Below are 23904 nucleotides of genomic sequence, written 5' to 3'. Positions count from 1 at the left end.
TTGAGCCACGTCATGCTAATGGAGGTTGTGTGCGGTAAGCGTCCAAAGCTGCCATAGCGCAAAGGCGATAATCGTTAACGCCGCCACGCTGCGGGTCGCGGGGTGACGTATCAAATGGCTGAGCTGGCGGGCGGCGAGGCCAGTGGCGAGTAGCGCGGGCAGGGTGCCCAATCCAAACGCGCCCATTAACAGAGCCCCCTGAAGCGGGTCGGCAATCGCCAAGCTCCAGGCCAGCATGGAGTAGACTAGTCCACAGGGTAGCCAGCCCCAAATGGCGCCCAGCGCAAAGGCTTGGGGGATATGCACCACGGGCATTAAACGACGCCCCACGGGCTCAATAAAGCGCCAGAGGCGGCGGCCCACCGCCTCAATTTTGAGCAGCCCTTTCCACCAGTTGGCGATATACAGCGCCATTAAGATCAGCATCAGCGCGGCAAATACCTGAAGCAACAGACGTGCCGTAGCAGAAAGCGAAAATAGCGTGCCTAGCAGCGCAACCAGTGCGCCTGCGCTCATGTAGCTAATAATGCGGCCTGCGTTATAGCTGAGCAGCAAACCGCCCATGCGCGCCGGATGGCGCATGCTGGGGGGCACTGCAAAGGTGAGCGCGCTCATGATGCCACCACACATACCAATGCAGTGGGCGCCGCCCATCAAGCCAAACACAAACGCCGCCAGGAGTGGCGGCAGATCAAGCCCCGTTGGATTCATAAGCGGGGCTCTGGGTCGTCGGGTGTGTCTGTATCGGATGACGCAGCAGATTTTTGCTTGGTTTGCTGACGCTGACGGCGCTGCTCTGGGCTGAGATCGTTGTCATCCTCATCAAACAGAATGCGGTGCGCCGGGCCTTCTAAGTCGTCGAACTGATCATTTTTCACCGCCCAGAAAAACGCCCAGACGGCCAAGCCGAGTAAAATCAACGAGAGTGGAATTAGCAGGTACAGAATCGTCATGCGGTTACCGGTGTTGAAGTGCCGAGCGTTGGCGCGGGCTGGCTGCGCCAGCGAGACAGGCGCAGCGCATTACCCACCACTACTAGCGAGCTGAGCGACATTCCAATCGCGGCTAGCCAAGGTGGCACCAGTCCCATCGCCGCCAGGGGCAGCGCCGAAAAGTTGTAGCATACTGACCAAATCATATTCTGGCGCATGATACGCCGGGTGGCGCGGGAAATCTCGATGGCCTCAAAAATCCGCATCAGACGTGGGCTGAGCAGCACCGCGTCGGCGCGGGTACGGGCCAGATCCGTCGCACCGTTCATAGCAATGGCCACGTCGGCACCGGCTAGCACCGGCACGTCGTTGATGCCGTCACCAATCATCACCACGGTTTCGCCAGCGGTTTGAAGCTCCTTCATCCGTGCAAGCTTGCCTTCCGGGCTGATGCCTGCGTGCCAGGTGGCGATTTTGAGCTGATCAGCCAAGCTTTCCACGGCATCCTGGGTATCGCCGGAGAGCAGTTCCACGCTTAACCCCTGGGCCTGAAGGGCTTTAATCGTGGCGGCAGCGTCATCGCGAACGCCGTCGTGCAGGCCAAACCAGGCACGGGGCGCACCGTTTTCACTTAGTAGCAGCCACTGACCCCTGGCGGGCGCCGTTATGGTGCCTTCCATTGCAAATTCGGGCTTGCCCAATCGCCAACGAGCACCGTTTAAGCTGCCTTCGAGTCCTTGCCCGGTGTGGCTATGAATATCTTTGGCTTGCAGCGTCGCATCTCGGAACGGCCGAAAAGCGCGGGCGATTGGGTGTTCCGAATGGGCCTCAAGAGCGGCGGCAATGGCCCGTGCACGCTCGGCGGTTAATTCACCGAAAGGTTGGGTTTGGGTAAGGTGCATTTCGCCGCGGGTCAGGGTACCGGTTTTATCAAAAATCACCCGGGTAACGTTAGATAGCGTCTCCATGGCATCGGCGCGGGTAATCAAAACGCCGCGCTTACGCAGTTGGCCGTGACCTGCGGTCAGCGCCGCGGGGGTAGCTAGCGCCAGCGCGCAGGGGCAGGTTACCACCAGCACCGAAAGGAGCACCCAAAGCATCCGCGAGGGGTCGATAAACCACCAGGCGATAGTGACGCAGGCGGTCACCACTAGCAGGCGCAGTACAAATAGATGCGCCATGCGCGCAGCCATCTGGGCCAGCCGCGGGCGGCTGGCAAAGGCCCGGTCGGTAAGATCGACGATACCCGCTACCCGGGCATCGCGCCCGGCGTGGGTTACTCTGATCACCAGCGGATTTTCCATGTTCTGACTACCGCCGGTAATCGGGTCGCCCACTCGGCGGGTTGCCGGTAGGTATTCGCCGGTCAGCATCGATTCATCCAGGCTCGATTCACCCTCCTCAATGATGCCGTCGGCAGGTACACCGTGGCCGGGCTTGATCAATACGCGATCACCGGGGGTGAGTTCGCTGGCGGGCAGAATACGCTCGCTGCCGTCGCTTTCTAACCGCGTGGCCGAAATCGGCAGCACGCCGCTCAGCGCATTGCCGCTATGCCCGCTGCGGCGTCTGGCACGACCTTCCACGTAGCGGCCAAACAGCAAAAAGAAGGTGAACATGGCCACCGAATCAAAATAGACTTCGCCGACGTTGAATAGCACGGCATAACTGCTGGCAAGATAAGCCCCACCAATCGCCAGCGATACCGGTACATCCATACCTAGTACGCCGGTGCGTAGGTCGCGCAGGGCGTTGCGGAAAAACGGCTGGGCGGAGAAAAACACCACCGGCGTTGCCAGCGCAAAGGAGAGCCAGTGAAACAGTGCGTAGAAGTCGTCGCTGATTTCACCGGGGCCGGAGACATAGATCGGGATGGAGAACATCATCACCTGCATCATGCCGACGGCCGCAATAATCAGCCGACGCACGTTCATGCGCTCTTCATGCTGCAGACGCGCCTGGGCCTGGTCTGGCTCGTAGGGCTGGGCGTCGTAGCCAATCGCAGCCAGTTCGGCCAGCAGTTGCGAGAGCTTCAACTGCAGGGGATCCCAGCTCACCCGCAGGCGGTGGTGGGTTAAATTCACCGCGCTGGAGACAATCCCTGGTAAGGCATTCAAACGGTGTTCGATCAGCCACGCACAGGCAGCACAGGTAATGCCTTCGATGGCGAGGGTCGCTTTGACATTGCCCTCATCGCCGTCGGGATGGACAAACTGCGCCTGCAGGCCGGGGTCGTCAAACACCGACCAGGTATCGGCCTTGGCAGCCTGGCGCTCATCAGGGCGTTCGGGCAGTTCGGTACGGTAGCGGTAGTAACTCTCCAAGCCACCGTCGACGATGGCATGGGCCACCGCTTCGCAGCCGGGGCAACAAAGCGGTAGGGTCTCTTCATCCAGGGTAATCGTCCAGGGCGCCCCAGCGGGCACCGGGTTACCGCAGTGGTAGCAGGGCGCGGCAGTCGTTACATCGCTCATTCGCTTTCTGTACGCCCTCCTGGCAATAGCGCGACGCTGTTTTCATTGGGGAATGTAGCCTCACCAGTGAGACGCCAGTCGGCATCTTCTTGTGCGGGCTGGATCTGCAGGTACCAGCGGTAACGCAGATTGTCAGGCCCTTGGGTGATATAGCGGCCGTCACGGACATGCTCAAGTACGAACGACTGATCACGGTTATCTTCGGTGGGGAAGATAAGGTCTAAATAGAGTGTGTCTGGACGTGTATCGCCGCTTAAATCCACCACAATATCGCTGGTAAGCGGATCAAGGCGCAGCTCAGCGCTCAAGTTCAGCGCGCGTGCCTGCTCCTGTTTGGCCAGCACCATGTTAATGGCTTTGCCGTGCTCGTAATAATCCTCTTGCACGACCATACCGTCGAAACTCTTGATCGACATAACCGCAAAGCCGCTGCTGACAATAATTGATGAAAACAGAATGCCGATTAAAAACCACGGCCAAAACTGCTTATACCACGGTGTTACCGAGGGGGATGACATAATTTTCTATCTCCTAATATCGCCCAGGAAGCTGGTCTCGCGCTCAAGGCGAATATCCGCGGCTTGCTGAGCCTGCAGCGTGAATACAATGGCGTGGCTGGGCTGCTGTAAGTCGTCGGGGTTGGCCGTCACGGTAACGGCTTTAAAGCGCGACTCTCCAGCGGGTACGCTAATCGTCCGGCTGTCCAGGGTTAAACTGGGCAATCCGGCAACGCTTAGCTGGTAGTTGTGGTCTTGATCATCCAGATTACGGATGGTCAGACTAAACACATTGCTAATTTGACCTTCGCGGGTCATTTGATAGAGCTGGGTGCGCTCGCGTTCGGCCTCAAAATCTAGTGGCATACGGTCGTTAACAGCCCAGACAAAGGTGCCGATCATTACCAAAAGAGCTGCGAAGTACGCCAGCAAGCGAGGTCGCAAAATATGGCTCTTTTTACCTTCAAGCGCGTTTTCGGTGGTGTAGCGCACCAAGCCCCGCGGGTAGCCCATTTTATCCATCACACTGTCGCAGGCATCAATACAGGCAGCGCAGGTGATGCACTCATATTGTAGCCCGTCACGGATATCGATACCTGTGGGGCAGACCTGCACGCATAGATCGCAGTCAATACAGTCGCCGTAGCCAGCCTCGCGGGCTTCTAAATGGCTTAGGCCTTTTTTTCGGTGCCCACGCGGTTCACCACGAGTTTCGTCGTAGGAGACGATCAGCGTATCGCGGTCAAACATTACCGATTGAAAGCGCGCGTAGGGGCACATATAGATGCACACCTGCTCGCGCAGCCAACCCGCGTTGAGATAGGTAAATACCAGGAAAAAGCCAACCCAGAAGTAGGACCAGCCGTGGGCCTCTAAGGTGGGCAGTTCCGCCACTAAATCACGAATCGGCGTGAAGTAACCCACAAAAGTAATGCCGGTGGCGAGGGCTATGAGCAGCCAGGCGGTGTGTTTAGCCCCCTTGCGCCAAGCTTTATCAGCGCTCATTGGCTGGCTGTCGAGCTTAATGCGCCGATTGCGCGAGCCTTCAATGCGGTGTTCAAGCCAGATAAACAGAAAGGTCCAAACGCTTTGCGGGCAGGTGTAGCCACACCACACCCGGCCAGCAAAAACGGTTATGAAGAACAGCCCAAAGGCGCAAATTATCAGCAGCCACGACAGCAGGATGAACTCCTGAGGATAAAACGTGGCAGTAAAGATATGGAATTCACGATTAGGCAGGTCGAAGAGAATTAACGGCCGACCACCGATGTTAATCCACGGTAAGAGAAAGAATGCCAGCATTAACGCCCAGTTAGCACTGCGCCGTAGCTTCTGGAAAACACCTTTAATTTCGCGCACATAAATGTGGCGACGCTTGGCGTACATTTCCTGGGTAACCGTTTCAGAGGGGGTGTGATGCCCCACCGGATTTGGCGTGACGTCTTGGCTTGGTATCTTTTCCATGGCGATATTCCCGGCTCAGAAGGCAGGAGAGGCTGCACCCAATGCTCTGTCTAACTGATACTCAGTAAAACTAGGTGCTTAATTAAGCTAGATGCTCAGATGGTCTGGATGTTCGTTAATATTGTATCGGGTTGGGTATAAAGAAAGGGTGCGGTTTGAGGCCGCACCCTTGCTTGGCTAGCGTTGCTGACGGTAATCGCTTTCTGTCAGCGGTCTATCAGTCCGCTAAACGTAGGCTATACACGTAGGCAGCGACCAGATGAACGCGCTCTTCACCAATATAGGCCGCTTGCGCAGGCATATGACCGTTACGGCCGTTGCGCAGGGTTTGGCGAATAGAGTCATCGACACTTTGTCCCGGTGCCAAATAAAGCCAAACGTCATTGGTCAAGTTTGGCGCGCCAAGTGCTGTGTTACCCGTGCCGCTGGGGCCGTGGCAGGCAGCACATACCGCTCCAAAGGTGCTTTCACCGCTCGCCGCGCGCTCAGCATCGTGCTCTTCTTCAGAAAGCGACAGAACATATTGCGTCAGGTTCTCAATATTCTCCTGTCCCAACTGCTGCCAAGCAGGCATATTGCCGTTACGGCCTTGGTTGAGGCTGGTCAGAATATTTTCTGGTTCACCACCGTACAGCCAGTCGTCGTCGGTCAGGTTAGGGAAGCCGTAACCGCCCTGAGCGTTTGATCCGTGGCACACCGCGCAGTTGTTTTGATAGATACGCTCTGCGACCTGCATCGCCTCGGGATCTTCGGCAAGCTCAGGAATGGGCACTTCCTGATACTGGGCAAAAATCGGCGTGAAGCGTTCTTCAGCCTGAGCGACTTCCTCTTCCCACTGACCCTCTTGAGACCAGCCCAATATCCCCGCGTAGTTGCCCAAGCCGGGGTAAAGCACTAGGTAGCCCAGGGCAAAGACCACCGTCAAGACGAATAGCTGGAACCACCACTTTGGCAGCGGGTTGTCGTACTCTTCGATGCCATCGGCAGCGTGGCCAGTGGTTTCTACGTTACCGTCCGCATCAGGCGTTTTGTCGGTGCGGCGGTTGGCAAGCAGTATCCATACGCTTAGCGCAATTGTGCCCAGCGTAATGATAATGATCCAGGCGCTCCAAAAGCCGGATAGGGAGTCACCCCATAAATTATTCATATATTCTTATCTCCCCTGTCGTCGCGGGAATGCGCTTCGCTGTCGCGTTCACGCGAAGCGTGCTTGTCACTGGTCGGTAGCTCATCGTCGTCGGCGAAGGGCAAATTAGCCGCTTCGTCGAAATCTGGCTTGCGTCGCTTGGAGTACGCCCAGAGAGCGATGCCGATAAACGCAATAATCAAGATCAGCGTGATGAGACCGCGAAAAGTTCCCGTATCCATAACTTAACGAGTGCCCTCGAGCACGGTTCCGAGCTGCTGTAGATAGGCGACCAGGGCGGTGATTTCCTGGGTGCCGCGTACGTCGTCAGTAGCGTTGGCAATATCTTCGTCGGTGTACGGCACACCCAGTTGACGCAGCGCACGCATCTTCTTGGGAGTAGCATCACCATCGAGGGTGTTTTCAAACAGCCAGGGGTAAGCTGGCATGATTGACTCGGGCACTACGTCGCGGGGGTTATACATGTGAGCACGGTGCCAGTCATCGCTATAGCGGCCACCAACACGCGCCAAGTCTGGACCGGTACGCTTGGAGCCCCATAGGAAGTTGTGCTCGTACACCTGCTCGCCCGCCACGTTGTAGTGGCCGTAGCGCTCGGTTTCAGCACGGAATGGACGCACCATTTGCGAGTGACAGCCCACGCAGCCTTCGCGGCGGTAGATGTCTCGGCCTTCCAGTTCCAGCGCCGAAAGTGGCTCCAGGCCTTCAACCGGCTCGGTAGTCTGTTTCTGGAAAAACAGTGGGACGACCTCAGCCAAGCCGCCGAAACTGATCGCAACCAGGATCAACACGGCAAGCAGGCCAACGTTCTTTTCGACAATCTCGTGTTTCATTGGTCTCAACTTCCCCGGTTTAGGCAGCTTGTGGCGCTGAATGGCTGATGGCCTCACGACGCTTAACGGTCATGTACACATTGAACGCCATGATCAGCATGCCGGTGACCCAGAAGAGGCCGCCGATTAAGCGGACAAAGTAGCCCGGTGCGCTGGCTTCAACGGATTCAACAAAGGTGTACATCAAGGTGCCGTCAGGGTTGATTGCACGCCACATCAGGCCCTGCAGAATACCGTTTACCCACATGGAGGCGATGTAAAGTACGGTGCCGATCGTGGCTAGCCAGAAGTGCACTGCAATCAGATTGATCGAGTACATTTCAGTGCGACCGAAGACGCGCGGAATCAGGTGATACATCGAGCCGATGGTAATCATCGCTACCCAGCCAAGCGCGCCGGAGTGAACGTGGCCGATCGTCCAGTCAGTGTAGTGCGATAGCGCGTTGACGGTCTTAATCGCCATCATCGGGCCTTCAAAGGTGGACATACCGTAGAACGACAGAGCAACCACCAAGAAGCGTAACGTGGGATCCGTGCGCAGCTTATGCCAAGCCCCTGACAGGGTCATCATGCCGTTGATCATGCCGCCCCAGGAAGGAGCCAACAGAATGATGGACATGATCATACCCAGCGACTGTGCCCAGTTAGGCAGAGCTGTGTAGTGCAGGTGGTGAGGGCCTGCCCACATGTAGATCATGATCAATGCCCAGAAGTGGACGATTGAGAGACGGTAGGAGTAGATCGGACGCTCTGCCTGCTTCGGCACGAAGTAGTACATCATGCCCAGGAAACCTGCGGTCAGGAAGAAGCCTACCGCGTTGTGCCCGTACCACCACTGCACCATCGCATCCACCGCACCGGCGTAAATCGAGGTGGAGTACATGGGGGTTACAGGAATGGCCGCGTTGTTGACGATGTGCAGCACCGCAACGGTCAAAATAAACGCTGCAAAGAACCAGTTCGCCACATAAATATGCGATGTGGTGCGCTTCTTGATCGTCATTAGAAACACGATGGCATAGCTGATCCATACGACCGCGATCAAAATGTTGATCGGCCACTCCAGCTCAGCGTACTCCTTGGTCGTGGTGTAGCCCATTGGCAGCGACACGACTGCTGAGATAATGACCGCCTGCCAGCCCCAGAACGTGAAGGCCGCTAATTTGTCAGAAAAAAGCCGCGTCTGACAGGTGCGCTGGACAACGTAGTACGACGTGGCAAAAAGCGCCGAACCGCCAAAGGCGAAAATAACGGCGTTAGTGTGTAACGGACGCAGGCGCCCAAAGCTAGTCCAAGGTATGCCAAGGTTCAGTTGCGGCCAAACCAGTTGCGAGGCGAGGATGACACCAACGGTCATTCCCACAATGCCCCACACAACGGTCATAATCGCGAACTGCCGAACTACCTTGTAGTTGTAGGTCGGGTGTTCAAATGCTGTGCTCATGTCATGTTCCCATCGAACGCGGTTAGGGGGTAACCCGTGGCATTTTGCACGGGTGCGGCCACCCGCTTGATGATGCAGGTCAAGATCCGACCAAGATTCTAGCGCAGCCAGGGCTTAACCTGAACACACCAATTGGTTAAACACTGAATTATCAGGAGCGGTGAGTGTCACATTGCGCTTTGTCTGGATATATCGAAGTGCCTCCCAAGGGATTAAAAGAGGCGCTTAAGCGCCAGCCAAATGGCGCTTTCCTGGTGCAGGGCATGGGGCCGTTGGCCATCCATGGTCAAGCTAGGCTAGGTCGCTTGCTGTTTGCCCATGGCGCAGGAGCGGGGCAGCAATCCCCTTTCATGCGTCAATTTGTCACTTCGCTGGCGGCTCGGGGTGTTCAGGTTCTATGTATTGATTTCCCCTATATGCAGTTGATGCAGGAAACCGGCAAACGCCGACCACCGCCACCTATTGCCCAAACCCTTGCCCAGTTTGCCGAGTGGTACGCGCTACTTGATCCCTTGTTCGACGGGCCGCTCTGGATTGGGGGCAAGTCGATGGGCGGCCGCGTGGCTAGCTTGTATGCCAGTACACAGCCAGCCAATGAGCAGCCATTTATTAGCCCGGTACCCGGTGTGGTGGCAGCAGGTTACCCATTTCACCCTACCAAGGCGCCTGACAAACTACGTTTGGATCACTGGCCCGCGATTGCCTGTCCTATGCTGATTTTACAAGGCGAGCGTGATCCCTTCGGTAGCTTGGAAGAGGTTACAGGCTATACATTATCGCCCAACGCGGAGCTCGCTTGGCTGAAAGATGGCGATCACGACTTTAAGCCGCGGCGCTTTTCTGGAGTGACGCAAACGGTTTTGATTGACGAAGCTACCCAGGTTGCGGCATCCTTCGTCCGCGCTCATGGCCCAGGCCTTACGGGATAGAGCAACACGCTGGTTTAGATCGCAAATTTTAAACCTGTCTGTTGACATCCGGTAAGCCTTCTGTAGAATGCAGCGCCACGTGACCAGCGGGTGGTTAGCTCAGTTGGGAGAGCACCAGCCTTACAAGCTGGGGGTCACTGGTTCGAACCCAGTACCACCCACCATCTTATGCTATTTAAAAAGATGGCCTGGAAATGTGAAAAGCAGTACCTAGTAAGACCTGTATTTGATGCGCATAACGGACCGGTAGTTCAGTCGGTTAGAATGCCGGCCTGTCACGCCGGAGGTCGCGAGTTCGAGTCTCGTCCGGTCCGCCATCATCAAATCACAGTCTGCTAACAGTTGTTATCGCTATTCGGACCGGTAGTTCAGTCGGTTAGAATGCCGGCCTGTCACGCCGGAGGTCGCGAGTTCGAGTCTCGTCCGGTCCGCCACGATAACTGCTAAGCTGTATTGGTAAGCACAGCAAGTATTTACCAATAAATTGGGTGGTTAGCTCAGTTGGGAGAGCACCAGCCTTACAAGCTGGGGGTCACTGGTTCGAACCCAGTACCACCCACCATCGCCTACCTTTAGAAGCGCCTCTGAACCGCTTAAAAAGTTAGCTTTGATGGTTGTTGTAAAAGTACTCAATGTGGACCGGTAGTTCAGTCGGTTAGAATGCCGGCCTGTCACGCCGGAGGTCGCGAGTTCGAGTCTCGTCCGGTCCGCCATTAAGTATTTGTATTATTAGCTTTGTGTTGTTAGTGAAGATATCGGCATTAGCCGAACGAATTCCAAAAAGCCCGGATCAATGATCCGGGCTTTTTCGTATCTCTGCGTTTTAATTTGCAGCTTTTAGCCCGTAATCGCGGCAACACCTGCTTTGGCAACCTGCACATCCTGGTCGGGTTTTACACCGGAAATGCCCACGGCGCCTACCACATGCCCGTCAACCGTAATCGGTACGCCGCCTGAAAGCAGACCTTGCAGCGGTGCGGTGACAAACGCAGTGCGGCCGCCATTAATCATCTCTTCAAATACCTGGGTCTCTTTACGACCTAGCGCCGCACTGCGCGCTTTGTGCGTAGCGACTTCGGCGCTGAAAGGGGCCGCGCCATCCAAGCGACGCAACGCCAGCAGATGGCCGCCGTCGTCAGTCACTGCGATGGTCACCGGCCAGCTGTTGCTGTCAGCCTCTTTCTGCGCGGCGTCGAGTACGTTGGTCACATCGCTCAGAGCGAGAATAGCCTTTGTTTGCATGCTTAAATCCTTGTTAAGGGAGGGGGGAAGTAACCGCGCTTTTACAAGCCTGCGCGGCCTGGGGTTAAGGGTTACACGTTAGTGCGAAGCGTTAAGTGAGCGCCGCATCGACGATCTCTACCCAGTGGCGCACCGGAGTGCGATTGGCGCCCGCCAAGTGGGTCTGACAGCCGATATTCGCCGTCACGATCACCTCTGGGTCACCGGCTTCCAGCGCATTGAGCTTATTGTCGCGCAGTTGGGTGGCCAGTTCGGGTTGGGTGATCGAATAGGTGCCCGCCGAGCCGCAGCAAAGATGCCCATCCTGCACCGGGGTTAACGCAAAACCAAGCTTGCTCAGCACGCCTTCGACCGCACCGTTAAGCTTCTGAGCGTGCTGCAGCGTACAAGGGCAGTGGAACGCCAGTCGCTGTGACGCGTTAACGTTCAATGCCTCTAGCGGCTCATCGCGCAGAATTTCGACAATATCTTTGGCCAGGGTGCTGACCTTCTGCGCTTTGATAGCGTAATCGGGGTCATCTTTGAGCATGTCGCCATACTCTTTGACAAAAGCCCCGCAGCCGCTGGCGGTTTGCACAATGGCTTCGGTGCCTTGTTCAATGTAAGGCCACCAGGCATCAATATTGGCGCGCATACGGGCCCGCCCGTCGTCCTGGGCGTTGAGGTGGAAATCAACGGCGCCGCAGCAGCCCGCTTCAGCCACTGGCGTTACGCTAATGCCGAGCCGGTCAAGAATCCGCGCGGTGGCAGCATTGGTATTGGGTGACAGTCCTGGCTGTACGCAGCCTTCCAGAATTAACACTTGCCGGGTATGGCGGTTGGTATCAGGGCGCACGCCGGCATCCACCGGAGCGGCGGGCATTTTACTGCGCAATTTGCCAGGCACCAGCGGCTTAAAGGTTTGCCCCAGCTTGAGCAGCGCCTGAAAGCGCTTGGGGTCGACCAGCATCTTACGTAGCGCATAGCGCTGGGCACGTTCGGCCGCCGGGCGGGGCACGCGGCGCTCAATTTCAGCACGGCCAATGTTGAGCAACTTGTGGTACTCCACGCCAGAGGGGCAGGTGGTTTCACAGTTGAGGCAGGTCAGGCAGCGATCGAGATGCAGGCGCGTTTCCTCGGTGACCTGGTCGTCATCGTCGCGGCTCTCCAGCAGCTCCTTCATTAGATAGATACGCCCACGGGGGCCATCGCGCTCATCGCCTAACAACTGGTACGTCGGGCAGGTGGCGTTACAAAAACCGCAGTGAACGCAGGTACGCAAAATGCGATCTGCTTCTTGAAGATGCGGCTTCTGAAGGTCGGCATCGGTAAAGTGCGTCTGCATGTCAGCTCTCCTGATTAAAACGCCGCATAAAGACGACCGGGGTTAAAAATGCCATGGGCATCCAGCTCCGCCTTTAGATTACGATGATATTTTTCCACTACGGCATTAAGCGGTGTGAACGGCTCTGCGACACCGCCTTGCGCCTGCGGGGTATAGCAGGTGGCATGACCACCCACTGCGCTGCAGGCATCGCGCAGCGTGCTGGCATCCAGGGTGGTTTTCACCCAGCGCTGGCTGCCCGCCCAATCGTAAAAAATATCGGCCTCGGGAATATCCAGCGCCAGCGGTGCGGTGTTGGGCGGTAGTGACAACCGCCATAGCGCTTGGCCGTTGTTACAGGCGAAGAAAGCGTGAGTATGGTCGCGCAGCTCGCGCCAGAAGCTAGCATCAAGCGGCTCGCCGCCTAGGCTTGCCTGGGTTGCGGCCACAGAGCTTTTGCCGCCTTCTAAGCGCAGAAACAGTTCTCCGTGGTGCCAAGCAGCGGCGGTAATCGGCAGCGGCTTTCGACCCAGCTCGGAGAGTTTTTTGAGCGCCTCATCCAGCCCAACGGTTAAGCGTAGGCTATGAGTAGCAGTTGGAATAGGTAGCACTTTAAAGGAGATATCGGTCAATACGCCAAGCGTACCCTGGGCGCCTGCCATCAAGCGCGACAGGTCGTAACCGGCGACATTTTTCATCACTTCGCCGCCAAAGCGGAGCAGCTTGCCCTCTTGGGTGATGATTCGCGTACCCAGCACAAAGTCACGGGCTGCGCCTGCCCAGGGACGGCGTGGGCCGGAGAGGCCGGTGGCCACGGCGCCACCAATGGTGGAAGCCTCACCAAACATGGGCGGCTCAAAGCCCAGCATTTGGTGCTTCTCCGCCAGCACTTCCTGCAGGTCGCTAAGCCGCGTGCCAGCGCGCACGGTCACTACCAGCTCCACCGGATCGTAGCTGACAATGCCACTGTGTTCGGCTATCTGTAGTGCTTGGCCTTCCACCGGGCGGCCATAAAAGGCGCGGGTATCTCCGCCTACAATGCGTAGCGGTGTGCGTGCGTCATAGGCGCTGCGCACCTGTTCACACAAGGCGTCAGCGATATCGCGGTCGGCAATCGCTCGTTCAGTCATGGTGTTTCCCACTATTGGTCTTTTCCATTATTCGTTTTGGCTAATTATTATCTTGGCTAGGCTAACAGCTAGAAACGCGGCAGCTCCGGGTGCGGTAGTTCGTTGTTATGCACATGCATAGCGCCAAACTCGGCGCAGCGTGCCAGCGTCGGAATGTTCTTGCCGGGGTTGAGCAGTCGCTGTGGATCAAAGGCGGCTTTCAAAGCATGAAAAACGCTGATTTCATCCGCCTGGAATTGGCTACACATTTGATTGATCTTTTCGCGCCCAACGCCATGCTCGCCGGTGATCGAGCCGCCCGCGGCTACGCAGAGCTCAAGAATCTTACCTCCCACCTCTTCGGCAAGCGCCAACTGGCCTTCTTTGTTGGCATCAAACAGGATCAGCGGATGCATATTGCCATCGCCAGCGTGGAACACGTTGGCCACCGCCAGGCCGCTCTCCTCGGAAAGCGCGGCAATGCCTTTAAGCACGCGGGGGAGTTCGCGGCGGGGAATAGTGCCATCCATGCAGTAATAATCCGGCGACATACGGCCCACAGCAGGGAAGGCGTTCTTCCGCCCGGCCCAGAATTTGGCACGCTCGGCTTCATCGCGAGCCTGCTGAATATCGGTGGCACCCGCGGTTTCCAGTACGCGACGTACGGTATCGCAGTCGTCGTCCACGTCGGCTTCAACGCCATCCAGCTCGCAGAGCAGTATCGCCTCGGCGTCGAGGGGGTAGCCCGCTTTGACAAAGTCCTCGGCGGCTTTAATCGCCAGTTTATCCATCATCTCCAGGCCGCCGGGAATAATGCCTGCGGCAATGATATCGCCGACGGCGCGACCGGCTTTCTCGATATCATCGAAGCTCGCCATCAGCACTTTGGCGGTTTCCGGCTTAGGTAGTAGCTTGACGGTGATTTCTGTGACGACGCCGAGCATGCCCTCTGAGCCGTTCATCAAGGCCAGTAGATCAAAGCCAGGCGCATCAAAAGACTCAGCGCCCAGGGTCATGTGCTCGCCCTCGATGGTGAGCACATCCACGCGCATGACGTTATGCACCGTCAGGCCATATTTTAAGCAGTGCACGCCGCCGGCATTTTCCGCCACATTGCCACCAATGGAGCAGGCAATTTGCGAAGATGGATCCGGCGCGTAGTAAAGGCCGTAAGGCGCAGCGGCTTCGGAAATCGCTAAGTTGCGCACGCCAGGTTGAACCCGCGCCAGGCGGGCATCAGGGTCGACTTTGAGAATCTGGTTAAAGCGCGACATCACTAAAAGCACGCCCTGTTCCAGCGGCAGCGCGCCGCCGGAAAGCCCGGTACCCGCGCCACGGGTGACTACTGGTACGCTCAAGGCATGGCAGCGCTTGAGCAGCTCTTTCACCTGGTTAAAGGTTTCAGGCAGCGCTACCAGCATTGGTAGCACGCGATAGGCCGCCAGCCCATCGCACTCAAAGGGGCGTAGGTCTTCTTCGCGATGCAGCAGCGTCATGTCGGGAACGGCTTGCTGCAGGTCGGTTAAGACCTCGCTTTTATCGCGCCGAACCAGCTCACCGTCCAGGCGCTCATCAAAGAGGATATTCATCACGACATCCCATGCTTATTATCATTGAAGGTAAATGCTAAACGTTCTGTGCGCCTATGCCTCACAAGGCGTGCGTCAAAAAACGTTGTTTACAAAACATGGCCTCAATTTGGGCTTTTTTTGTCCGCCTGTCTAGGTTGTGGTGCATTGGTCTGACCAGTAATTAGTCGACATAGATGCCTTCTTAAGCGAGTAGTGGCAAGCTGGCCAAACAGTTCAGCGAGAGTGACAGTCATGCCAGCGGAGAATCAAGCGTTGACCCCTGGGCAACGGATGCCTGAACACGTGGCCACTCGGCTTGAGCGGCTGATTCTTGATGGTGTTTTTCGGCCCGGCCAACTGCTTCCTTCAGAGCGGCGGCTGTGTGAGCGGCTGGGCGTTTCCCGTGCTTCGCTGCGCGAGGGCTTGAGGATTTTGCGCAGCAAGGGAATTATCGATACCCGCCAGGGCCATGGCTCGACGGTTGCCACGCTTTTGCCTGTGGGTAACCAAAGTCCACTGATGCATCTGTTTAAAGACCATCCGCGCACGCTGTTTGACCTGTTAGAAGTACGCGCGCTGCTGGAAGGGGAGTCGGCACGGTTAGCTGCAAGCCGCGGCACCTCCGCCGACCGGGTGCTGATCACCCGGCGCTATCGCGAAATGGCCGACTATGCGGAAAGTGCTGAAACCATTGATGTCGAGCGTTTGGCGCGACTGGATCACGCCTTTCACCTAGCGGTGTCCCAGGCGTCCCACAACCCGGTGTTAGTGCATACGCTGCAGAGCCTGACCGATTTACTGCTGAGCTCGGTATTTGCCTCGGTTAAACATCTTTATCATTTGCCAGCGCCCAGAACGATGATCAATCAGCAGCATGCGCAGTTGCATGATGCGGTAGTCAGCGGGAAGGCGGAGCAGGCAGAACAGGTGGCGCTGGAACACCTCTCCAGCATTAGCCAACTGTTGCGCGATTTAGAAGAGGAGCACGAACGGTTAGAGCGTTCATCCATGCGCCTTGAAGAGTGGCAGTAACTTATTAGCTATTGGCCACACTTTTATCGTCTTCAGTGTCAATCACGCCCGCTAAGGTGGCTACTTCAATCTTGTTGCAAAGGTGGTCACGTAGAATTTGCCCGAGTGATTGGCTGTCGCGCCTTTCAAGTGCCGCCATCATATTTTCATGATCTTTTACCGCCTGGCTCCAGTAGCGTTCGGTCATCTTCTTGGAGTAACGCACCCGCTTGATGCGCTGACTTAGATTGCTATACATCTCTTGCAGTACATCGTTATTGGACGCCGCCAGAATGCTTTCATGAATCTGCCGATTCACCTGGAAATAGGGCATTAGATCCCGGTTACGGTAGTGCTCCAGCATCGTATCGTGTAGCTGACGAATGGCGGCAATTTCAGCGTCGCTGATGTACTGACAGGCAAGCTCCCCCGATAGTCCCTCCAGTGCGGCCATCAGGTCATAGGTGTCTTTAACGTTTTTTAAGGTCAGCCGCACCACCCGCGCGCCACGATTGGGTAGCAGCTCGATGAGCCCTTCAGTGGCGAGCACTTTCAGCGCTTCGCGCAAAGGCGTGCGCGATACCCCAAAACGGTCACACAGCTGCTTTTCAGATATGCGTTCACCGGGGGCAAGCTCGCCGTGCTCAATCAGGTCGCCAATTCTATCGGCCACTTCTCGATATAAATTGCGTTGCAGTATCTTTGTCATTCGTTATTTCCTTGTCAGTGGCTCACTTGGCTTGCCGCCGAGCTACCCAGACCTTTTGCCAAATCTTTTGGGTCGTTTTGAGCACGATAACATCTGCACAATACTATCTTTGCATAGTGGCTATTGTTTGTATGATCTGCAAAAGTAATTATGAATTCAATATTCATATGATCAGCATTTTGCTGACCATTTCACGCTATTAACAACCACAAAGGTAACAGCTGATGGCCGGACAAGTATTTCCCTGCAGTGTGCAGCTCACGAGAGCGCAGGGCAGAAATGTGATTGATGGCGCCATGACACTGGCACGCGATTCGGGTTTGCCACCGCTAACTATTGTGGTGTTGGACGGTGGCGGTAATTTGATTGCTGCCGAGCGCGAGGATGGCTGTGCTCCTCTGCGATTTCCTGTTGCACAGGGCAAGGCGTATGCGGCGTTGGGTGTTGGGGTTGCTAGCGGAGTAATAGGGGCGCGCAACGCTGACCGCACTGCGTTTATAGCCAGTGTTGCTGCAGCTTCTCAAGGTCATTTTGTGGCGGTAGCGGGTGGAGTGCCCATTCTGAATGAACAAAACTGCGTAATTGGCGCGGTGGGCGTAAGCGGTGCCTCGTCGGATGAAGACCAGCAAGCCGCGATTGAGGGTATTAAGCAGGCCGGTTTGTCCTGGGGATTGGCGCCAGAGTGACCTCGTGGCGAGAAGTAAGCTCAATAGTGCCTTGACACCTGTGATAAGCGCCGACTAGCTTGAAGGTTAGGCTTTGAATAAAGAATTCATTTTTCATCGTCTAGCAACATTCTCCAATAAAAATCTGTATAGCAACGCTCGCAAAACCACAAAAAATTGCTCAAAGCATCAACCTAGGCATCGTGCCAACACAATAATAAAGAGGTAACAAGCCATGCTATTTCCACGTGTCGCTGTCGCCACGCTCGCCATCGCAGTGGCGTCAGTATCGCTGCAGGTTCAAGCTCGCGAAATCACTTTGGGTCATGTAGGCGGCCCAGACTCGCTGTTCACCGATTCCGCCAACTACTTTGCTGAACTCGTCAACGAACGTCTCCCGGAGCCTTATGAAGTTGTGTCGTTCGGCTCAAGCCAGTTGGGTACTGACTCCGAACTGCTACAGCGCCTGCGCCTGGGCACCGTCGACCTGGCGCTACCGTCCACGATTATGTCCTCTGTTGCTGACGAATTTGGCCTGTTTGAACTTCCCTACCTGATACAGGACCGAGAGCACATGAAACGGGTTGAGGAAGAGGTCTTCTGGCCTCACCTTGCTCCGCTTGCTGAGCAGAATGGCTATCGCGTGCTGGCCGTATGGGAAAACGGCTTCCGCCACATCACCAATAATCAGCGCGCCATCAATACCCCAGAGGATCTTCGCGGCATCAAACTGCGTGTTCCCCAGGGCGTTTGGCGCGTACGCATGTTCGAGGAGTATGGTGCCGAGCCCTCACCAATGTCGCTCTCCGAAGTGTTCATGGCCCTGCAGACTGGAGTAATGGACGGTCAAGAGAACCCACTGGCCCAGATCGCTGGTCAGCGCTTTCAGGAAGTCCAGGATTACCTCTCACTTACTGGTCACGTTTACACCCCGGCATACCTGACCGCAGGGCGGCGCTTCAATAATCTGCCCGAGGAGATCCAGGAAATCATCATCGATGCAGCTCAGGAAACTCAAGCATATGTTTATGAGCACGCTGCACAACTGGATCAGGACCTGATCTCAGTCATTGAAGCGGCGGGAACAGAGGTAAATGAAGTTGAGACCTCGGTCTTTATTGAAGCCTCAACGCCTATTTATGAGGCGTTCGCCAATGAAGTGCCGGGTTCGCAAGAGCTGATTGATCAAGTATTGGCACTTGGCAACGACTCCTAACGCTAGGCAGTTTTTGCTTACGTGCCCTTTATCCTCACGTCGATGAAAGGCGTGGGGATCCTGCCACTTACCTCAATGAGTCGAGATCCATGGGTAATATTAACCAGCTTTCCCGCATCATGGAGCGTTTTTTAGAGATCATCACGGTGGTGCTGATGGTGTCGCTGACGCTGGTGGTGCTTTATGCGGTGGTGACCCGCTATGCATGGCGAACACCTTCCTGGTATGACGAAGTGGCCGCCATCATGCTTGTGTGGCTGACCTACTACGCTGGTGCACTTGCGGCGCTAAAGCGAGGCCATATTGGCGTAGACGGTGTGCTTGCCGCGCTACCGGTTCATATCCGCATGCCGATTGCCTATCTCTCCGAGGCGCTATTCATCGGCTTTTTTTTAGTGCTCGGCTGGGCCGGTCTGGTGGTTCTTGAGGTAATGCAGGGCATGGCGTTGATCACCCTGCGCTGGGTACCGCTCACCTTCACACAGTCGGTGATCCCCATCGGGTCTGGGCTCTTTATCATTGCGCAGCTGCTTAGCATGCCGGATTACTTGGCCAAGGTACGCTCTGGTGTCACTCAGGAAGAGGAGGAGATAAGACTCGCCATTGCTGAAGCTGAGCGAGATAACGCGAAGGCAGGCCTGACAGCAGAAGAGCTGACAAAGAGGGAGCGCTCATGACACTTTTGTTCATGTTACTTGGCCTGCTGGTCCTGATCCTGATGAGTGTGCCCATCGCCGTAGCCTTGGCTATTGTGGCGACGGTGGCTATCGTCGCTTCTCAAGGACTCGATATGTTGCCCAATATTGGGCTTACCATGTATGAGGGGGCAAGCAGCTTCCCGTTGCTGGCCATTCCGATGTTCGTCTTGGCCGGTGCTGTCATGAACACTGGTGGCATTTCCAAACGGCTTATTGCTTTTGCTTCAGCGCTTTTCGGATTTATCCGCGGCGGGCTTGCAATGATCAATATCGGCGTCTCGCTGTTCTTTGCCGAAATATCCGGTTCTGCGGTGGCTGATGTGGCTGCGACCGGCTCAGTTCTGATCCCCGCGATGAAGAAGCGTGGCTATCCGAGCTCCTTTGCAGCAGCTGTAACATCTTCGTCGGCGTCGCTGGCTATTATCATTCCACCCTCGATCCCGATGATTCTCTATGGAGTGATGTCTGGGGCGTCCATCGTTCAGCTATTTGTAGCAGGTATTGTCCCTGGCTTGTTGGGGGCTGGCGGTCTGATGGCGCTGAGCTACTACTACGCTCGAAAGTACAACTGGCCTGTGGAAGAGGTTTTCCAGCTTAAGCGTGTCAAGCAGACCGCCAAGGAAGCGGGTTGGGCGCTGACGTTGCCAATCATTATCTTAGGCTCAATTTTTGGTGGCTTTGTGACCGCCACCGAAGGCGCTGGTTTGGCCGTGCTGGCTGCGATCCTGATAAGCACAGTGATTTATCGTGAGCTTGATCTCAAGACGCTCTACAAAGCGATCATCGATGGCGGCCAGCAAACCGCCGTGGTGATGTTGCTGGTGGCAGCGTCGGCTCTGGTTGGGGTTTTCCTGACCGAAATGCGGATGCCCCAGCAGTTGGCTCAGTCGGTGCTTAGCCTAACCGATAACAAGTACGCGATCTTGATGATTCTTAACGTGTTCTTCTTGCTGATTGGGCTGTTTCTGCACTCGGCGGCGGCGATTATTCTGGTGGTACCTATCGTCATGCCTCTGATTGGCGCGGCGGGTATTGATCCGGTGCATTTTGGTCTGATCGTGTGCCTCAACCTGGCGATTGGCCAGCAGACCCCGCCAGTGGCAAGCGTTCTGATCACTGCTTGCTCAATCGCTAAGTGTGATGTCTGGTCAGTGACGCGATCCAATATTGGCTTTATTGGGGTATTGATGGTTGTGCTGCTGCTGGTTACTTACATTCCAGCGATTCCCATGGCACTGGTCGAGTTCTTCTATCGCTAAGATATCTGTCGCCCATCCAAGGCTGGTGCTCATTTGATTAGTTTTGGAAGGCCAGGGAGAAACATATGAACGACGACAGCCTGCTATTGAAGATACAGCATGGTGTTGCATGGCTGGGCTTTAATCGCCCACAGAGCCGCAATGCGATGACCTGGGAAATGTACGATGCCCTGGAAAAGCACTGCGATCAGTTGACCGAAGATGACACTGTGTACGCCGTGGTGCTGCACGGCGTCGGCGGTGAAGCCTTTGTCGCCGGTACCGATATCAGCCAGTTTTCGGGTTTCACTCAGCCTGAAGACGCGATTGCTTACGAGCGGCGCATTGATCGCGTAGTGGGCAAGCTTGAAACCTTTCCCAAGCCAACTCTGGCACTCATTGAAGGCGCCTGTGTCGGCGGCGGCGCGGCGCTGGCGCTGGTGTGCGATTTCCGTTACGCCACCCCTACAATGAAATTTGGCGTGCCGATTGCCAAAACGCTGGGCAATACACTCTCGATCAACAACGTCTCACGCATGATCGACATGCTTGGCGTTGCGCGCACCAAAGAGGCGTTGATGATGGCGCGGCTGTTTGGCGCTGACGAGGCACACGCCGCAGGCCTAATAAATCAACTGTTTGACGCTGATGCGATTTACGCCGAAGTGGCTGCGCTGGCGGAAGCCTTTGCCAAGCGAGCACCATTGACCCTTCAGGCGAGCAAGGCCCTGATTGGACGAGCGCTAGAGCAGCGAAGACTCCCTGCGGATGCCAGCGACGACTGGGTAACCACTTGCTATATGAGTCGAGATTTTGCGGCAGCGGTGGATAAATTCGTCAATAAAACCCCGTTTGAGTGGTCTGGCCACTAGTTTCGGACACAGCGTAAAACTACTAACCGGGAGGAAAGCGCATGCTTCCCCTACAAGATATAAAAGTGCTGGATGTGTCACAAATAATGGCCGGCCCCTACTGCACCATGGTGTTGGCCGATATGGGCGCCGAAGTCATCAAAGTCGAGAAGCTCAATGGCGGAGACGACAGTCGTCAAATGGGCCCTTACGTGAATGGCGAATCGACCTGCTTTTCACAGATTAACCGCAACAAAAAAAGTATCTCGCTGAATCTTAAAGACGAGCGCGCGCGGCAAATTTTCTACCGCTTGGCGGCTGACGCGGATGTCATCGTTGAGAACTACCGGCCAGGCGTGACCAAGTCGCTGTCGATCGACTACGACACCATCAAAGCAATCAACCCTGGCATCGTCTACTGCTCTATTTCAGGCTATGGCCAAACCGGGCCTTACAGCCACAAAGGGGGCTTCGACCTAGTGGCGCAAGGGATGACAGGCCTGATGTCGATGACCGGTGAAGAGGGTAGGCGTCCGCTTAAAACCGGCATTGCGGTTTACGATATTGGCGGTGGACTGACGGCGGTCTACTCGATCCTAGCTGCCTGTATCCACAAGATGAAAACCGGTGCTGGCCAGCATATCGATATCGCGATCACCGAGTGTGGTTTGCCCTGGTTTACCTGGGAAGCGGCGGCTTACTTCTCTGAAGGCACCGTGCCTGGGCCAACGGGCTGGCGCCACCGCGTCTCCGCGCCTTATCAGGCAGTCAAAGCCAGCGATGGCTATTTGATGCTCGGCTGCGCCAACCAGCGCACCTGGGAACGCTTCTGCCAGGACGTATTAAAGCGCGAAGAACTCATGCAGGATCCCCGCTTTATTACCAATCAGGACCGCGGTCAGCACGTAGAAGAGCTGGAGGCGCTACTCGAAGAGCTAATGGCGAATCAAAGCGTTGATGAGTGGCTAACCCTGTGTGACAGCGCGGGCGTGCCTGCCGGGCCAATCAACGACTTCGCCCAGGCCATGCAGGATGAGCACTACTTAGCACGCGGCATGGTGCAAGAGATGGAGCACCCGGTAATGGGCAAAATGAAAACCATCGGTTTCCCGAGCAAGTTCTCAGAAACACCGTCGCAAATTCGCAGCCCGGCGCCGCTCTTTGCCCAGCACACCGACGAAGTGCTCGATAGTTTAGGGTTCTCCGGCGCAGAGCTTGACGCTTTACGTGCTGAAGGATGTATCAAATAACGCTTTTTTGATTTGAGTAATTGCATTCATTATCCATTTTCAACAGCGCTAATCGGTCGATCCAGCCGTGAGCCCTACAACAACAAACAGGAACGTCATCATGTTAAAACTTAATTTTCACCCATCCGGCCGTCACTTTTTGCAAATTCCTGGCCCTTCGCCGGTGCCTGACCGTATTTTACGGGCGATGAGCCTGCCCACGATCGATCACCGCGGGCCTGAGTTTGGCGCGCTAGGCCTTGAGCTGCTGAGCAAGATTCAAAAAATCTTCAAAACCGATAACCCGGTGATTATCTACCCGGCGTCGGGCACCGGTGCCTGGGAAGCTGCCTTGGCTAATACCCTGTCACCGGGCGATAAGGTATTGATGTTCGAGACCGGTCACTTCGCCACGCTATGGCACAAAATGGCCCTGCGTTTAGACATCCAGCCCGAGTTTCTGGGATTGCCGGGCTACGAAGGCTGGCGCCACGGTGTTCAGGCCGACATGATCGAGGCGCGTCTGAAAGAGGATGCCGGCCACGAGCTTAAGGCCGTTTGCGTGGTGCATAACGAAACCTCGACCGGCGTGACCAGCGACATCGCCGCCGTGCGTAAAGCCATCGACGCGGCGGGTCACCCCGCACTGCTGATTGTCGATACCATTTCCGGTTTGGCCAGTGCCGACTACCGTCATGATGAGTGGGGCGTTGATGTCACCGTCTCCGGCTCGCAGAAAGGCCTGATGCTGCCGCCGGGCATCAGCTTTAACGCGCTTTCACCCAAAGCGATTGAAGTTAGCAAACAGGCGAAATTGCCGAAAAGCTTCTGGGCATGGGATGAAATTCTCGAAGCTAACAAGAACGGCTACTGGCCCTACACGCCCAGCACCAACCTCCTCTATGGCCTGAATGAAGCGCTGGATATGCTGTTGGATGAAGGTATGGACAATGTGCTGGCCCGCCATCAGCGCTGGGCCGCTGGGGTGCGCGCGGCGGTAGAGGCGTGGGGGCTTGAGATTCAGTGTTTAGATCCGTCAGTTTACTCGCCTGTGCTGACTGGCGTCGTAATGCCGGAAGGTGTCGATGCGGATGCGGTGCGCAAGATTATCTATGAGCGTTTTGACCTTTCATTAGGCATGGGGCTGGGTAAGGCCAAGGGCAAGATGTTCCGGATCGGCCATTTGGGCGACTGCAACGACCTTACCCTGATTGCCACGCTCGGCGGTTGTGAAGCGGGTATGAAGCTGTCGGGCGTTAACCTTAATGGTAGTGGCGTAACGGCTGCTTTGGACTACTTTGCCGCCAACCCGCTTAACGCAGGCGAGCGCTAAACGACGGGG

Annotated in this window: 23 protein-coding genes and 5 tRNA genes; 14 read left to right on the top strand and 14 right to left on the bottom strand. The window is 56.0% G+C overall.

All coding sequences use genetic code 11. The features are described from left to right. Positions 1 to 15: 15 nt before the first annotated feature. The 9 genes from QHL1GM_RS08885 to ccoN form a co-directional block, all read right to left on the bottom strand. Complete coding sequence (locus tag QHL1GM_RS08885; protein ID WP_071694154.1) at positions 16 to 711, bottom strand: sulfite exporter TauE/SafE family protein; 696 nt, start codon at positions 709 to 711, stop codon at positions 16 to 18. Continuing rightward, positions 708 to 953 carry a cbb3-type cytochrome oxidase assembly protein CcoS gene (ccoS, locus tag QHL1GM_RS08880; protein ID WP_071694153.1) on the bottom strand — a complete coding sequence of 82 codons (246 nt, stop codon included), beginning with the start codon at positions 951 to 953 and terminating at the stop codon, positions 708 to 710. The genes QHL1GM_RS08885 and ccoS overlap by 4 nt, the downstream gene beginning before the upstream one ends. Continuing rightward, positions 950 to 3406: a heavy metal translocating P-type ATPase gene (locus QHL1GM_RS08875; protein ID WP_071694152.1), complete on the bottom strand. Its 2457-nt coding sequence runs from the start codon at positions 3404 to 3406 to the stop codon at positions 950 to 952. The genes ccoS and QHL1GM_RS08875 overlap by 4 nt, the downstream gene beginning before the upstream one ends. Then, positions 3403 to 3924 carry a FixH family protein gene (locus QHL1GM_RS08870; RefSeq protein WP_071694151.1) on the bottom strand — a complete coding sequence of 174 codons (522 nt, stop codon included), beginning with the start codon at positions 3922 to 3924 and terminating at the stop codon, positions 3403 to 3405. Before QHL1GM_RS08870 ends, QHL1GM_RS08875 begins: the two co-directional genes overlap by 4 nt. Positions 3925 to 3930: 6 nt before the next feature. After that, the gene (ccoG, locus tag QHL1GM_RS08865) at positions 3931 to 5367 is read right to left on the bottom strand and encodes a cytochrome c oxidase accessory protein CcoG (RefSeq protein WP_071694150.1); all 1437 of its coding nucleotides are present in this window, start codon (positions 5365 to 5367) and stop codon (positions 3931 to 3933) included. A gap of 217 nt (positions 5368 to 5584) precedes the next feature. Next, a complete protein-coding gene (gene ccoP / locus QHL1GM_RS08860; RefSeq protein WP_071694149.1) occupies positions 5585 to 6514 on the bottom strand; it encodes a cytochrome-c oxidase, cbb3-type subunit III in 930 nt (309 codons plus the stop codon). Beyond that, positions 6511 to 6735 carry a CcoQ/FixQ family Cbb3-type cytochrome c oxidase assembly chaperone gene (locus QHL1GM_RS08855; protein WP_007113796.1) on the bottom strand — a complete coding sequence of 75 codons (225 nt, stop codon included), beginning with the start codon at positions 6733 to 6735 and terminating at the stop codon, positions 6511 to 6513. Before QHL1GM_RS08855 ends, ccoP begins: the two co-directional genes overlap by 4 nt. Before the next feature lie 3 nt (positions 6736 to 6738). After that, the gene (gene ccoO, locus QHL1GM_RS08850; protein WP_071694148.1) at positions 6739 to 7347 is read right to left on the bottom strand and encodes a cytochrome-c oxidase, cbb3-type subunit II; all 609 of its coding nucleotides are present in this window, start codon (positions 7345 to 7347) and stop codon (positions 6739 to 6741) included. Positions 7348 to 7366: 19 nt separating this feature from the next. Next, entirely contained in the window at positions 7367 to 8791 is a 1425-nt protein-coding gene (ccoN, locus tag QHL1GM_RS08845; protein WP_071694147.1) for a cytochrome-c oxidase, cbb3-type subunit I, read from the bottom strand. Positions 8792 to 8955: 164 nt separating this feature from the next. Here ccoN and QHL1GM_RS08840 point away from each other — a divergent pair, with 164 nt between their 5' ends. The 6 genes from QHL1GM_RS08840 to QHL1GM_RS08815 all read left to right on the top strand — a co-directional run bounded on the left by QHL1GM_RS08840 (position 8956) and on the right by QHL1GM_RS08815 (position 10433). Then, the gene (locus QHL1GM_RS08840) at positions 8956 to 9720 is read left to right on the top strand and encodes an alpha/beta fold hydrolase (protein ID WP_071694146.1); all 765 of its coding nucleotides are present in this window, start codon (positions 8956 to 8958) and stop codon (positions 9718 to 9720) included. Between the two features lie 88 nt (positions 9721 to 9808). Continuing rightward, positions 9809 to 9884: transfer RNA gene (locus QHL1GM_RS08835), tRNA-Val, on the top strand. A 76-nt stretch (positions 9885 to 9960) separates the two neighbouring features. Beyond that, a tRNA-Asp gene (locus QHL1GM_RS08830) sits at positions 9961 to 10037 on the top strand. A gap of 40 nt (positions 10038 to 10077) precedes the next feature. Next, positions 10078 to 10154 (top strand) — tRNA-Asp (locus tag QHL1GM_RS08825). 52 nt (positions 10155 to 10206) lie between these two features. Then, positions 10207 to 10282, top strand: a tRNA-Val gene (locus tag QHL1GM_RS08820). Positions 10283 to 10356: 74 nt separating this feature from the next. Further along, positions 10357 to 10433 (top strand) — tRNA-Asp (locus QHL1GM_RS08815). A 124-nt stretch (positions 10434 to 10557) separates the two neighbouring features. Here the strand turns inward: QHL1GM_RS08815 and QHL1GM_RS08810 are convergent. The 4 genes from QHL1GM_RS08810 to glcD all read right to left on the bottom strand — a co-directional run bounded on the left by QHL1GM_RS08810 (position 10558) and on the right by glcD (position 14963). Next, on the bottom strand, positions 10558 to 10962 hold the full coding sequence (locus tag QHL1GM_RS08810; protein WP_071694145.1) for a heme-binding protein: 405 nt from the start codon (positions 10960 to 10962) through the stop codon (positions 10558 to 10560). A gap of 91 nt (positions 10963 to 11053) precedes the next feature. Continuing rightward, positions 11054 to 12286 (bottom strand): glycolate oxidase subunit GlcF, encoded by a 1233-nt coding sequence (gene glcF, locus QHL1GM_RS08805; protein ID WP_071694144.1) that lies wholly within the window; start codon positions 12284 to 12286, stop codon positions 11054 to 11056. 14 nt (positions 12287 to 12300) lie between these two features. After that, the gene (gene glcE / locus QHL1GM_RS08800) at positions 12301 to 13395 is read right to left on the bottom strand and encodes a glycolate oxidase subunit GlcE (RefSeq protein ID WP_071694143.1); all 1095 of its coding nucleotides are present in this window, start codon (positions 13393 to 13395) and stop codon (positions 12301 to 12303) included. Between the two features lie 68 nt (positions 13396 to 13463). After that, positions 13464 to 14963, bottom strand: coding sequence for a glycolate oxidase subunit GlcD (gene glcD, locus QHL1GM_RS08795; protein WP_071694142.1), 1500 nt, complete (start codon positions 14961 to 14963; stop codon positions 13464 to 13466). 234 nt (positions 14964 to 15197) lie between these two features. Here glcD and glcC point away from each other — a divergent pair, with 234 nt between their 5' ends. Continuing rightward, positions 15198 to 15977, top strand: coding sequence for a transcriptional regulator GlcC (glcC, locus tag QHL1GM_RS08790; protein WP_071694141.1), 780 nt, complete (start codon positions 15198 to 15200; stop codon positions 15975 to 15977). 4 nt (positions 15978 to 15981) lie between these two features. Here glcC and QHL1GM_RS08785 read toward each other — a convergent pair whose 3' ends face one another. Further along, positions 15982 to 16665, bottom strand: coding sequence for a GntR family transcriptional regulator (locus QHL1GM_RS08785; protein WP_071694140.1), 684 nt, complete (start codon positions 16663 to 16665; stop codon positions 15982 to 15984). A 224-nt stretch (positions 16666 to 16889) separates the two neighbouring features. On the opposite strand from QHL1GM_RS08785, the gene QHL1GM_RS08780 reads away from it, so the two are divergent. From QHL1GM_RS08780 to QHL1GM_RS08750, 7 genes are all read left to right on the top strand, one after another. Beyond that, positions 16890 to 17351, top strand: coding sequence for a heme-binding protein (locus QHL1GM_RS08780; protein ID WP_071694139.1), 462 nt, complete (start codon positions 16890 to 16892; stop codon positions 17349 to 17351). Positions 17352 to 17565: 214 nt separating this feature from the next. Then, positions 17566 to 18546, top strand: a complete 981-nt coding sequence (locus QHL1GM_RS08775) for a TRAP transporter substrate-binding protein (RefSeq protein ID WP_071694138.1) — start codon at positions 17566 to 17568, stop codon at positions 18544 to 18546. A gap of 89 nt (positions 18547 to 18635) precedes the next feature. Continuing rightward, complete coding sequence (locus QHL1GM_RS08770) at positions 18636 to 19223, top strand: TRAP transporter small permease (RefSeq protein ID WP_071694137.1); 588 nt, start codon at positions 18636 to 18638, stop codon at positions 19221 to 19223. Next, entirely contained in the window at positions 19220 to 20503 is a 1284-nt protein-coding gene (locus tag QHL1GM_RS08765; RefSeq protein ID WP_071694136.1) for a TRAP transporter large permease, read from the top strand. The genes QHL1GM_RS08770 and QHL1GM_RS08765 overlap by 4 nt, the downstream gene beginning before the upstream one ends. A gap of 65 nt (positions 20504 to 20568) precedes the next feature. Next, positions 20569 to 21354, top strand: coding sequence for an enoyl-CoA hydratase/isomerase family protein (locus QHL1GM_RS08760; RefSeq protein WP_071694135.1), 786 nt, complete (start codon positions 20569 to 20571; stop codon positions 21352 to 21354). A gap of 41 nt (positions 21355 to 21395) precedes the next feature. Next, positions 21396 to 22583: a CaiB/BaiF CoA-transferase family protein gene (locus QHL1GM_RS08755; RefSeq protein ID WP_071694134.1), complete on the top strand. Its 1188-nt coding sequence runs from the start codon at positions 21396 to 21398 to the stop codon at positions 22581 to 22583. Positions 22584 to 22683: 100 nt separating this feature from the next. Further along, positions 22684 to 23895, top strand: a complete 1212-nt coding sequence (locus QHL1GM_RS08750) for an alanine--glyoxylate aminotransferase family protein (protein ID WP_071694133.1) — start codon at positions 22684 to 22686, stop codon at positions 23893 to 23895. Positions 23896 to 23904 lie beyond the last annotated feature (9 nt).

Source organism: Halomonas sp. QHL1 (genome assembly GCF_001882345.1).
GTDB lineage: Bacteria > Pseudomonadota > Gammaproteobacteria > Pseudomonadales > Halomonadaceae > Vreelandella.
This window is presented reverse-complemented; position numbering and strand designations above follow the sequence as displayed.